We start from the raw sequence: 11,346 nt of genomic DNA, 5'->3' as shown, positions 1-11,346 counted from the left end.
ACGGCCTTCGTCGGCAGCGTCAGATGTGTAGAAGAGACAGCCCGGCCGCCGGCTCGCCGCCGCCCGCCGCGCCGCCACCGGGACGGCGCACCGCCCCTCGGCCACCCTGTCGCTGTCCCAGGCCCGCCGGGTCGCGCTCCGCGCCCAGGGCCTCGACCGCCCGCGCGCCGAGCGCACCGGGCCGGCCACGATGCGGCAGCTGCAGCAGGTCGTCGACCGGCTCGGGCTGCTGCAGATCGACTCCGTCAACGTGGTGGCCCGCGCGCACCTCGTGCCCACGTTCTCCCGGATCGGCCCGTACGACCCGGCGCTGCTCGACCGCGCCGCCGGCCGCGCACCGCGCCGGCTGGTCGAGACCTGGGCGCACGAGGCCTCGTACGTGCCCCCGGAGACGTACGCGCTGCTCGGCTGGCGGCGGCGCGCCTACCGCGACTACGCGTGGGGCTCGATCCGCGAGGTGCCGCTGACGCACTCGCCGCTGGTGGCCGACGTGCTCGCGATGATCGCCGACGACGGCCCGCTCACGGCCAGCGAGGTGCACGCGCGCGTCGAGGGCCCCGTGCCGCGGGACCGGACGGAGTGGGGCTGGAACTGGACCGCGGCCAAGCGGGTGCTGGAGTACCTGTTCTTCACCGGGCAGGTGGCCTCGGCCCGGCGCAACCCGCAGTTCGAGCGGTGCTACGACCTCACCGAGCGGGTGCTGCCGCCGGACGTGCTCGCCGCGCCCGAGCCCGACGACGACGACGCGGTGCGCGCGCTGCTCCGGATCGCCGCGCGCGCCCACGGGGTCGCCTCGGAGCGCTGCCTCCTCGACTACTTCCGGATCAAGGGGCCCCGGGCCCGCGCCGCGGTCGGCGACCTCGTCGACGAGGGGACGCTGGTCCCGGTGCAGGTCGACGGCTGGGCCCGCCCCACCTACCTGCACGCCGACGCCGACCTGCCCCGCCGCGCCACCGGCCGCGCCCTGCTCAGCCCGTTCGACCCGCTCGTGTTCGAGCGCCGCCGGCTCGAGGAGCTGTTCGGCCTGCGGTACCGCATCGAGATCTACGTGCCCGAGGCGCAGCGCGTGCACGGCTACTACGTGCTGCCGTTCCTGCGCGGCGAGCGGCTGGCCGCCCTCGTCGACCTCAAGGCGGACCGCCGCGCCGGGGTGCTGCGGGTGCACGCCGCGCACCCCGCGGAGGCCGCCGGGCCGGTGCCGGGGGCGGTCCCGGGGTCGGCGCCCGGCGACGTCGCGGCGGACCTCGCGGCCGAGCTGCGGCTGCTCGCGACCTGGCTCGGGCTGGACGACGTGCTGGTGGGGGACCGGGACGGCACGCCGCGCGGGACCCTCGCCCCCGTGCTGGCGGGGGCGCTCGCCGCGGGCTGACGCGCTGCTCGCGGCGGGCCGACGCACCCACCCGCGGCGGCGGGGCGCCGGAGGGGCGACCGAGCGGGGTGCCGGGTTGCTGCGCGTCGCCGCGCCTCACCTACGATGGTCGGGGCCCGGCTGTGCGGTCGGGACGCCGGGACGCCGCACGTGGCCACGTGCGGCGCAGCGAGTCGGGAGTGCACGTGCCTGCGATCCTCGAGAAGGTCCTCCGCCTGGGCGAGGGACGGATCCTCAAGAAGCTGTCGGGCGTCGCCCAGCAGGTGAACGCGCTGGAGGACAGCTTCACGTCCCTGTCGGACGCCGAGCTGCGCGAGGAGACCGACCGGTTCAAGGCCCGGCTCGCGGACGGCGAGTCGCTCGACGACCTCATGGCCGAGGCGTTCGCCGCGGTGCGCGAGGCCGCGCGCCGCACGCTCGGCCAGCGGCACTTCGACGTCCAGCTGCAGGGCGGCGCGGCGCTGCACTGGGGCAACATCGCCGAGATGAAGACCGGTGAGGGCAAGACCCTGGTCGCCACCGCGCCGGCGTACCTCAACGCGCTCACCGGCAAGGGCGTGCACGTCGTCACGGTCAACGACTACCTGGCGAGCTACCAGGCCGACCTCATGGGCCGCGTCTACCGGTTCCTCGGCCTGACCACCGGCGTGGTGCTGTCCGGCCAGACCCCCGCCGAGCGCCGCGTCCAGTACGCCGCCGACATCACCTACGGCACGAACAACGAGTTCGGCTTCGACTTCCTGCGCGACAACATGGCGTGGAGCACGGACGAGCTGGTGCAGCGCGGCCACCACTTCGCGATCGTGGACGAGGTCGACTCGATCCTCATCGACGAGGCCCGCACCCCGCTCATCATCTCCGGCCCGGCCTCCGGCGACGCCAACCGCTGGTACTCCGAGTTCGCCAAGGTGGTGCGCCGCCTGCAGCCCGAGCGCGACTACGAGGTCGACGAGAAGAAGCGCACGATCGGCGTCCTCGAGCCCGGCATCGAGCGCGTCGAGGACTACCTCGGCATCGAGAACCTCTACGAGTCGCTGAACACCCCGCTGATCGGCTTCCTCAACAACGCCATCAAGGCCAAGGAGCTGTTCAAGCGCGACAAGGACTACATCGTCGACAAGGGCGAGGTCCTCATCGTCGACGAGCACACGGGCCGCGTCCTGCCGGGCCGCCGCTACAACGAGGGCATGCACCAGGCCATCGAGGCGAAGGAGGGGGTGGTCATCAAGGCCGAGAACCAGACCCTCGCCACGATCACCCTGCAGAACTACTTCCGCCTGTACGAGAAGCTCGCCGGCATGACCGGTACCGCCGAGACCGAGGCGGCCGAGTTCCAGGGCACGTACAAGCTGGGCGTCGTCCCGATCCCGACCAACCGCGGGATGCAGCGGATCGACCAGGCCGACCTCGTCTACAAGGCCGAGGAGGGCAAGTACGACGCGGTCGTCGCCGACATCGTCGAGCGGCACGCCAACGGCCAGCCCGTGCTCGTCGGCACCACGAGCGTCGAGAAGTCCGAGATCCTCTCGAAGAAGCTCCGCAAGGCGGGCGTCCCGCACGAGGTGCTCAACGCCAAGCAGCACGCCCGTGAGGCGTCGATCGTCGCGCAGGCGGGCCGCAAGGGCGCCGTCACCGTCGCCACCAACATGGCCGGCCGCGGCACCGACATCATGCTCGGCGGCAACGCCGAGTTCATGGCCGTCGCCGACCTGGCGTCGCGCGGGCTCGACCCCAACGAGAGCCCGGAGGAGTACGAGGCCGCCTGGCCCGACGCCCTGGAGAAGGCGAAGGCCGCGGTCGCCGCGGAGCACGACGAGGTCGTGGAGCTCGGCGGCCTGTACGTGCTCGGCACCGAGCGGCACGAGTCCCGCCGGATCGACAACCAGCTGCGCGGCCGCTCCGGCCGGCAGGGCGACCCGGGCGAGTCCCGGTTCTACCTGTCGCTGCAGGACGACCTCATGCGGCTGTTCAACTCCGGCATGGCCGAGTCGATGATGACCCGCGCCGGGTTCCCGGACGACCTGCCGCTGGAGTCGAAGATCGTGACCCGCGGCATCCGGTCCGCGCAGTCGCAGGTCGAGGCGCGGAACTTCGAGATCCGCAAGAACGTTCTCAAGTACGACGACGTGCTGTCCCGGCAGCGCGAGGTCATCTACGAGCAGCGCCGCCGCGTGCTCGAGGGCGAGGACATGCAGGAGCAGGTCCAGCACTTCCTCGAGGACGTGCTCGACGACTACGTCACCGCGGCGACCGCCGAGGGCCACCCGGAGGACTGGGACCTCGAGCAGCTGTGGACCACGCTCAAGACCGTGTACCCCGTGTCGATCGACGTCGACGAGGTCGTGGAGCAGGCCGGCGGCCTCGGCCGGGTCACCCCGGAGCTGCTCAAGGCCGAGCTGCTGTCCGACGCGCGGATCGCGTACTCCGAGCGCGAGAAGTCCCTCGGCGAGGCCAGCATGCGCCAGCTGGAGCGTCGGGTCGTGCTGTCCGTGCTCGACCGCAAGTGGCGCGAGCACCTCTACGAGATGGACTACCTCAAGGAGGGCATCGGCCTGCGCGCGATGGCCCAGCGCGACCCGCTGATCGAGTACCAGCGCGAGGGCTACCAGCTGTTCCAGGCCATGACCGACGCGATCAAGGAGGAGGCCGTCGGCTACCTCTTCAACCTCGAGGTCAAGGTCGCGGACGCGCCCGCGCAGGCGCCGACGTTCAAGGACGAGGTCGCCGGGTCCGCCGACGGCGCCCCGGCCGCCGCCGCGGAGCCGGTGCTGGTCGCGAAGGGCATCGACGGCCCGGAGCGGAAGGTGCCGCTGCAGTACTCGGCGCCGAGCGTCGACGGCGACAGCGGCACGACCGTCACCCGGGGCCGGCGCGCGGCCGGTCCGGCGACGTCGGAGCCCGCCGCCGGGGCCGCCCCCGCCGCGGCGGACGGCGCGGGCGAGGACGCGGGCAACCGCGAGGCGCGCCGCAAGGCCGCGAAGCAGCAGCGCCGCCGGGGCTGAGCCCCCGCGGACCAGCGCCGCCCGCCCACCCCGCGCGGGGAGGGCGGGCGGCGCTGCGTCAGCCCACGACGAGCGCCGCCGCGCGCCAGCGCCCGGTGGACCGGGTGAGCCGGACCGCGACGGCGCGGACGCGGTCGGCCTGGGCCACCACCACCGACGCCTCCACGGTGTGCCCGTCGACGCGGTGCACCCGGACCCGCCGGACCGACGGGCGCCGTGCCGCCCCTGCGGGCACGGTGTCCGTCGGGTCGGCGGCGAGGTCGCGCACGCCCGCGGCGGCGTCGAGCACCCGGGACCGGGGTGCCGTGAGGGCAGCCCGGCGTGCGAGCCCGTCGTAGACCTCGGGCGTGAGCCACCGCGCGAGCTGGGCCAGGGGCCGGCTGCCGGCGAGCACCTCGACCGCGGCGAGCGCGACCATGCAGCACGCCTGCCGCGGGTCCAGGTCCGGCGCCCCGCCGGGTGCCCCGCCGGGCGTCGGGGCGGTCGTCGCGCCCGGTGTCCCGGCGCGTGCCCTCCCCGGCGTCCCCGCGGTCGTCCTGCCGGGTGTCCCGGCAGGTGCCGTACTCGGTCCCCCGGAGCGCGCCGCGCCCGGTGTCCCGGAGCGCGCCCCGCCCGGTGCCCCGGAGCGCGCCCCGCCCGGTGCCCCACCCGCCGTGCGGACCGGGGCGGCGCGCGACGTCTGCGGGTGCCGGGGCCGCCCCGACCGTCCGGTGCTCGGCGCGGGCGCGTCCTCCCGCACCGCGTCCTCCCGCACGGCGTCCTCCCGCACGGCGTCCTCCCGCACGGCGTCCTCCCGCACGGCGTCCTCCCGCGCCGTGCCACGCCGCGCCGTGCCACCCCGCGCCGTGCCGCCCGCCGCCGCTCCCGGTGCGCCGTCGCGGTCCGCGCCCGTCCCGCGGCCGGGCGCGGTGGACCCGCCCTCGACGACCGGGGGCCGCGGCTCGACCGCCTCCGCCGGCTCGGGCGGGATCGGCGGGGGAGCGGGGACGAGGCGCACCTCGACCGCCGTGCTCACGGGTCGCCCGTGGTGGTCGTGCTCGTGCAGTTCCTGCTCATGTGCTACCTCCGTGGTCGGTCGGCCCCGCCGCCCGGCACAGATGTACCCCTCCGCACCCGGCGCGCGCCAGGGAGTCCTCCGGCACCTGGGGACAAGTCCCGGCGGGTCGGCGCGCGACGCGCGGGACTCGCCCGGGTTCGTCCGCGATGTGCGCCGGGAGCGCCGCCGGGCGGCACACTGGTCCCGTGCGTCTCTACCTGCCTGCCACCCTGGACGAGCTCGACGACCTGCTGGGCGGCCGCGCCCCGCTCGCGGCCCCGCGCCGCGCGCACGCGGTCACGCCGGCGCTGACCGCGCTGCTGCCCGACGAGGACGAGGAGGGCGTGGAGTTCGCCGCGCAGCTCATGGCCGCGGACGACGCGCTCGTCCTGCTCGCGTCCCGCCCGGACGCGCCCGGCCTGCGCCTCGTGGTCACCGTCGAGGTGCCGGACGACGCGGTGCGCGAGGGCGCGCCCGGCGACGGCGCGCCCGACGAGGGCGCAGGGGTCGACGACGAGGCGGCGAGCCTGGTGACGCTCACCGCCCCGGCGACCCTCGACGTCGTCGTGTGCGCCCACGTCGACGAGCCCGCCGCCAAGGACGAGGTCGCCCGCGCGCTGGACGGCGACGACGCCGCGCTCGACTCCCTCGCCGAGCGCGACCTGCTCTGGTACGACGCGACCGAGCTGTCCCGCATCCCGCGCTGACGGCCCGCGCCCACGCGCGCAGCCTGCCGGCGGGCGCGCCGAGGTCGGTGGTTCCGGCCGAGTTCGGTGGTTGCACGCACCGAGCTCGGCGCGAAGCACCGACCTCGGCAGCGGAGGGGCGGAGCGCGCAGCGCGCCCGGGTCAGTGCTCGATCAGCGGGTCCAGCACCTGCAGCGCCGCGCCGTGCAGCCGCCCGTTGGAGACCAGCGCGCTGCCGCCGAACGGGCCGTCGACGCCCTGCACCGACGTGAACCGCCCGCCGGCCTCCGTGACGATCGGCACCAGGGCCGCCATGTCGTGCAGCGCGAGCTCGGGCTCGGCGGCCACGTCCACGGCGCCCTCGGCCACCAGCACGTGCGACCAGAAGTCGCCGTACGCCCGGGTGCGCCACACCTTGCGGGTGAGGTCCAGGAAGTGGCCGAGCCGGCCCTGCTCCTCCCAGCCGCTCAGGCTCGAGTAGGACAGCGACGCGTCCTGCAGCCGGCCGACCTCGGACACCTGCACCCGGGTCGCCGACGCGAGCGACCGCCCCGTCCAGGCGCCCGAGCCGACGGCGGCCCACCACCGGCGGTTGAGCGCGGGCGCGCTGACCAGGCCGACGACGACCTCGTCGCCGTCGAGCAGCGCGATCAGGGTCGCCCAGACCGGCACGCCGCGGACGAAGTTCTTGGTGCCGTCGATCGGGTCGACCACCCAGCGCCGCGGCCCGTGGCCGGTGTCGGCCATCTCCTCGCCGTGCACGGCGTCCCGCGGGCGGGCCCGGGACAGCTGAGCGCGGATGAGCTCCTCGGCGGCCCGGTCGGCGTCGGACACGGGCGTGAGGTCGGGCTTGGTCTCGACCCGGAGGTCCTGCGCCTTGAACCGCGACATGGTGAGCGCGTCCACCTGGTCGGCGATCACGTGGGCGAGGCGCAGGTCGTCGTCGTACCGGGTCATGGGTCCAACCTATCGGGGCCGCGCGGCGCGGACGCCCGGGTCAGCCCGCGTCCGGGGCGCCCGAGCGGCTCACGAGCAGCCGGCGGAACGAGTCCACCCGCGCCGTCCGGGCCTCGCGGGTCGGCTCGTCGGGGGACGCCTCGACCCACTCGTCGAGGGCGCAGTCCGGCGCGTCGGCGGCGTGCGTGCAGCCGCGCGGGCACTCCTCGGCGACCTCGGCCAGGTCGGCGAACGCGCCGAGCAGGTGGTCCGGGTCGACGTGCGCCAGGCCGAACGACCGCACCCCGGGGGTGTCGACGACCCAGGTGCCCGGCTCGCCGGGGACGCGCAGCGCGACCGCGGACGTGGACGTGTGCCGCCCGCGCCCGGTGACGTCGTTGACCACGCCGACCGCCCGCAGCGCATCCGGGACGAGGGCGTTGACGAGCGTCGACTTCCCGACGCCCGAGTGCCCCACCAGCACCGACATCCGCCCGGCGAGCGCGGCGCGGACCTCGTCCAGCCCCTCGATCGCGGCCTCGTCGGTGCGCGAGCTGACGACCACGCGCACGCCGATCGGCTCGTACAGCGCCCGCAGCGCGGCGGGGTCGGCGAGGTCGGCCTTGGTGAGCGCGAGCAGCACGTCCATGCCGGCGTCGTAGGCGGCGACGACGCAGCGGTCGATCATCCGGGTCCGCGGCTCGGGGTCGGCCAGGGCGGTGACGACGACGAGCTGGTCGGCGTTCGCGACGATGACCCGCTCGACGGGGTCGGTGTCGTCCGCGGTGCGCCGCAGGACGGTGCTGCGCTCGACGATCCGCACGATGCGCGCGAGGGACCCCTCGGCGCCGGAGGTGTCGCCGACCAGGTCGACCCGGTCGCCCGGCACGACCCGCTCGCGGCCGAGCTCGCGGGCCTTCATCGCGACGGCGATGCGCTCGTCGGGCCCGTCGGCGTCGACCAGGACCGTGTACCGCCCGCGGTCGACGCCGGTGACCAGTGCGCGGTCGGCGTCGGCGTGCTCCGGGCGGGTCTTCGTGCGGGGACGGGTGCCCCGGCGGCTGGGCCGGACCCGGACGTCCGACTCGTCGAGCGCGCGGCGGGCCACGGTCAGCAGCCCCCCGTCACGCCAGCATCCCGTCCCAGAGGCCCACGAAGTCCGGGATGGTCTTGGCGGTGGTCGCGACGTCCTCCACCTGCACCCCGGGGACGGCCAGGCCGAGCAGCGCGCCGAACGTCGCCATCCGGTGGTCGGCGTAGGTCCGGACGGTCCCGGCGTGCAGCGGCCGCGGGGTGATGACCAGGCCGTCGGCGGTCTGCTCCGCCTGCCCGCCCAGCCGGGTGATCTCGGCGGACAGCGCGGCGAGCCGGTCGGTCTCGTGCCCGCGCAGGTGCGCGATGCCGCGCAGCCGGGTCGGGGAGCCGGCCAGGGCGGCGACCGCGGCGATCGTCGGCGCGATCTCGCCGGCGGCGTGCAGGTCGAGGTCGACGCCGCGCACCTCGCCGGTGCCGGTCACCGCCAGCACGTCGCCGTCGAGCCGGGTCGTCGCGCCCATCTGCTCGAGGATCCCGGGCAGCAGGCCGCCGGGCTGGGTCGTGGCGGCGGGCCAGCCCGGCACCCGGACGGTCCCGCCCGCGACCAGCGCGGCGCACAGGAACGGCGCGGCGTTCGACAGGTCCGGCTCCACCCGCACGTCGCGCGCGGCGACCGGGCCCGGCTCGACCTGCCACACCGTCGGCACCGAGTCGTCGACCACGACACCCGCGGCGCGCAGGGCGGCGACCGTCATCTCGATGTGGGGGAGGCTCGGCAGCGTCGGGCCGGTGTGCCGGATGGTCAGGCCCCGCTCGAACCGTGGGGCGGTGAGCAGCAGGCCGGACACGAACTGCGAGGAGCCGGACGCGTCGACGTCCACCACGCCGCCCTCGACGGACCCGGTGCCGGTGATCGTGAACGGGAGGTGGCCGGGCTCGCCGTGCTCGGTCACGCCGACGCCCAGCGCGCGCAGCGCCGCGAGCACGGGGCCCATCGGGCGGACCCGGGCGCCGGCGTCGCCGTCGAACCGCACGTCGCCGTCCGCCAGCGCCGCCACCGCGGGCAGGAAGCGCATGACCGTCCCGGCCAGCCCGCAGTCGACCGCCCGCGGCCCGCGGAACGCACCCGGGGTGACCAGCCAGTCGCCGGGCGCGGCGGGGTCGTCCTCGATCGTCGTCCCGAGGTCCCGCAGCGCCTGCGCCATGAGCAGGGTGTCCCGGGAGCGCAGCGCGCCGCGCAGCCGCCCGGGGCCGTCGGCGAGCGCGGCGAGCACCAGGTAGCGGTTGGTCAGCGACTTGGAGCCGGGGACCTCGACGGCCGCGTCCAGGGGGCCGGTCGCCGTCGGGGCGGGCCAGTCGGGCGCGGTGGGGAGGACCTCGGAGCTCATGGCCGTCAGGCTATCGGGGCGCGCGGCCCGCCCGGCCCGGGTGTCCGCCGACCGGGTCACCCGCGCGCCGGGCACGGCGTCAGTGCACCGCGTCGGTGATCTTCTTCGACGCGGCCTTCGAGGCGGCCTTCGTCGCCGTCGCCGCCGCGGCCGCCTTCGCGGTCGCGGCCCGGGTCGCCCGGGCGTGCTCGACGCGCCAGCGCACCGAGGGCCGGCCGCCGGTGTCGGCGGCGGCGATGAGCGCGCCGCCGGTCATCGACAGGCCACGCAGGAACCGGGCCTTGCGGTCCTTCTTCTCCTGCTCGGACAGCGTGCGGCGCTCCTTGCGGGAGGCCGGGGAGTCGGCGGCGGCGAGCGGCAGCGTGAGGGCGGCGAGCGCCAGGGCCGCGGCGCGGGGCGCACGCCCGGTGGCGAGCAGCAGGGCGGCCAGCGCGGTCGCGCCGCCGTGCACCCGCACGACGGTCGTCAGCTGCGCGTCCGACGGGTGGCGGTACGCGTCGAGCGCACCGCCCAGGGCGCCGCGCGGGACGGACGCGTCGAGCCGCTCGACGGCACCGCGGGCGACCGCGACGTGCGCGGCCGGTCGGCGCAGCGCGTCGACCCCCTCGCTCAGGAACCACGACGCGAACAGCGGTCGGGCGATGCGGCGCAGCAGCATGACGTCCTCCTCCCGGCCGTCCGCGACGCACGGACGCCTCCCGCCCAACCTAGCGGCGCGGCGTGCCCGCCGCCCCCGGGAACCTCCGCCCGCGGGCCGGGAATGCCCGGGGCGGGCGTCCGTGTTGTGCCGTCCATGAGCTGTACCACCCTCGACCGGCCGGCCGCCTCCGCCGGTGGCGTCGCCGTGCTGCCCCGCCCGGGCGGCCCGGTGCCTCCGCGCGCACTAGGCTCGGCGGTGATGAGCGAGGACACCACACGCGCCCCCGAGTCCGAGGACGACGCGGCGCGCAGCGAGCGGTTCGAGGCCGAGGCGCTGGTCTACCTGGACCAGCTGTACGGCGCCGCCCTGCGCATGACCCGGAACCCGTCGGACGCCGAGGACCTGGTCCAGGAGACGTTCGCGAAGGCGTTCGCCGCCTTCCACCAGTACCGGCCGGGCACGAACCTCAAGGCGTGGCTGTACCGCATCCTGACCAACACGTTCATCAACACGTACCGCAAGAAGCAGCGCGAGCCGCAGCAGTCCCAGGCGGACGAGATCGAGGACTGGCAGATCGCGCGGGCCGAGTCGCACTCGTCGACGGGTCTGCGCTCCGCCGAGGCCGAGGCGCTCGACCACCTGCCGGACTCGGACGTGAAGGACGCGCTCGCGCGGCTGCCGGAGGACTTCCGGATCGCCGTGTACCTGGCGGACGTCGAGGGGTTCGCCTACAAGGAGATCGCCGAGATCATGGGCACCCCGATCGGGACCGTGATGTCCCGGCTGCACCGCGGGCGGGGCCAGCTGCGCGACATGCTGGCCGACTACGCGCGCGACCGGGGGCTGGTGCCGGCAGGGGGAGCCGCGACCGCCGAGGGCGGGGACGGCACGGGATCGTCGAGGAGGGCACGATGACGGGCTTGGACGCCGCGGGGACGTCGACGCCGGCAGCGGGGGACCAGGGGTCGTGCGGCCCGGAGTGCGAGCAGGCGCTGGGCCGGCTGTTCGCCTACGTGGACCGCGAGCTCGAGCCGGGCGACGCGGACCAGGTGCGGCAGCACATCGAGGACTGCCGGCCCTGCCTGGACGAGATCGCCGTCGAGACGATGCTCAAGGAACTCGTCAAGCGGTGCTGCCAGGACAAGGCCCCGGCGGACCTGCGGGTGAAGATCCACGCGCAGCTGACCACCCTCCGGGTCACGCGCACGCTCTGAGCGGCACGGGGGGGGGGGCCCCCGGGGGGGGTCCAGGCCC

Annotated in this window: 10 protein-coding genes; 5 read left to right on the top strand and 5 right to left on the bottom strand. The window is 76.0% G+C overall.

What is annotated here, in order from left to right; genetic code table 11:
* The first annotated feature begins 190 nt into the window (after positions 1 to 190).
* Both AC3WUG_RS18410 and secA read left to right on the top strand, forming a co-directional pair.
* Positions 191 to 1,369 (top strand): winged helix-turn-helix domain-containing protein, encoded by a 1,179-nt coding sequence (locus tag AC3WUG_RS18410; protein ID WP_492328991.1) that lies wholly within the window; start codon positions 191 to 193, stop codon positions 1,367 to 1,369.
* A 185-nt stretch (positions 1,370 to 1,554) separates the two neighbouring features.
* The gene (gene secA, locus AC3WUG_RS18405) at positions 1,555 to 4,371 is read left to right on the top strand and encodes a preprotein translocase subunit SecA (protein WP_492328990.1); all 2,817 of its coding nucleotides are present in this window, start codon (positions 1,555 to 1,557) and stop codon (positions 4,369 to 4,371) included.
* 58 nt (positions 4,372 to 4,429) lie between these two features.
* On the opposite strand, the gene AC3WUG_RS18400 is transcribed toward secA, so the two are convergent.
* Complete coding sequence (locus AC3WUG_RS18400) at positions 4,430 to 5,110, bottom strand: Rv3235 family protein (protein ID WP_492328992.1); 681 nt, start codon at positions 5,108 to 5,110, stop codon at positions 4,430 to 4,432.
* A 503-nt stretch (positions 5,111 to 5,613) separates the two neighbouring features.
* Here AC3WUG_RS18400 and AC3WUG_RS18395 point away from each other — a divergent pair.
* Positions 5,614 to 6,114 (top strand): DUF6912 family protein, encoded by a 501-nt coding sequence (locus AC3WUG_RS18395; protein WP_492328989.1) that lies wholly within the window; start codon positions 5,614 to 5,616, stop codon positions 6,112 to 6,114.
* A gap of 141 nt (positions 6,115 to 6,255) precedes the next feature.
* Here AC3WUG_RS18395 and hisN read toward each other — a convergent pair whose 3' ends face one another.
* The 4 genes from hisN to AC3WUG_RS18375 form a co-directional block, all read right to left on the bottom strand.
* Positions 6,256 to 7,050, bottom strand: coding sequence for a histidinol-phosphatase (gene hisN, locus AC3WUG_RS18390; RefSeq protein WP_492328988.1), 795 nt, complete (start codon positions 7,048 to 7,050; stop codon positions 6,256 to 6,258).
* 40 nt (positions 7,051 to 7,090) lie between these two features.
* Positions 7,091 to 8,137 carry a ribosome small subunit-dependent GTPase A gene (rsgA, locus tag AC3WUG_RS18385; RefSeq protein WP_492328987.1) on the bottom strand — a complete coding sequence of 349 codons (1,047 nt, stop codon included), beginning with the start codon at positions 8,135 to 8,137 and terminating at the stop codon, positions 7,091 to 7,093.
* 16 nt (positions 8,138 to 8,153) lie between these two features.
* Entirely contained in the window at positions 8,154 to 9,452 is a 1,299-nt protein-coding gene (gene aroA, locus AC3WUG_RS18380) for a 3-phosphoshikimate 1-carboxyvinyltransferase (RefSeq protein ID WP_492328986.1), read from the bottom strand.
* Positions 9,453 to 9,531: 79 nt separating this feature from the next.
* Positions 9,532 to 10,110, bottom strand: coding sequence for a DoxX family protein (locus tag AC3WUG_RS18375; RefSeq protein WP_492328985.1), 579 nt, complete (start codon positions 10,108 to 10,110; stop codon positions 9,532 to 9,534).
* A gap of 135 nt (positions 10,111 to 10,245) precedes the next feature.
* On the opposite strand from AC3WUG_RS18375, the gene AC3WUG_RS18370 reads away from it, so the two are divergent.
* Together AC3WUG_RS18370 and rsrA are read left to right on the top strand one after the other, a co-directional pair.
* Entirely contained in the window at positions 10,246 to 11,007 is a 762-nt protein-coding gene (locus AC3WUG_RS18370; RefSeq protein WP_492328984.1) for a sigma-70 family RNA polymerase sigma factor, read from the top strand.
* Positions 11,004 to 11,306: a mycothiol system anti-sigma-R factor gene (rsrA, locus tag AC3WUG_RS18365; protein ID WP_492328983.1), complete on the top strand. Its 303-nt coding sequence runs from the start codon at positions 11,004 to 11,006 to the stop codon at positions 11,304 to 11,306. Before AC3WUG_RS18370 ends, rsrA begins: the two co-directional genes overlap by 4 nt.
* Positions 11,307 to 11,346: the final 40 nt, after the last annotated feature.

It is taken from the genome of Cellulomonas sp. EB106-03-03-XG116, from assembly GCF_058792015.1.
Note: the sequence above shows the minus strand (reverse complement) of the source record. Positions and strands in the feature narration are given on the sequence as shown.

Coding starts and splice junctions, on each gene's coding strand:
- AC3WUG_RS18410 (WP_492328991.1), top strand. CDS start 191: ATGCGGCAGCTGCAGCAGGTCGTCGACCGGCTCGGGCTGCTGCAGATC.
- rsrA (WP_492328983.1), top strand. CDS start 11,004: ATGACGGGCTTGGACGCCGCGGGGACGTCGACGCCGGCAGCGGGGGAC.
- aroA (WP_492328986.1), bottom strand. CDS start 9,452: ATGAGCTCCGAGGTCCTCCCCACCGCGCCCGACTGGCCCGCCCCGACG.
- AC3WUG_RS18370 (WP_492328984.1), top strand. CDS start 10,246: ATGAGCTGTACCACCCTCGACCGGCCGGCCGCCTCCGCCGGTGGCGTC.
- hisN (WP_492328988.1), bottom strand. CDS start 7,050: ATGACCCGGTACGACGACGACCTGCGCCTCGCCCACGTGATCGCCGAC.
- AC3WUG_RS18375 (WP_492328985.1), bottom strand. CDS start 10,110: ATGCTGCTGCGCCGCATCGCCCGACCGCTGTTCGCGTCGTGGTTCCTG.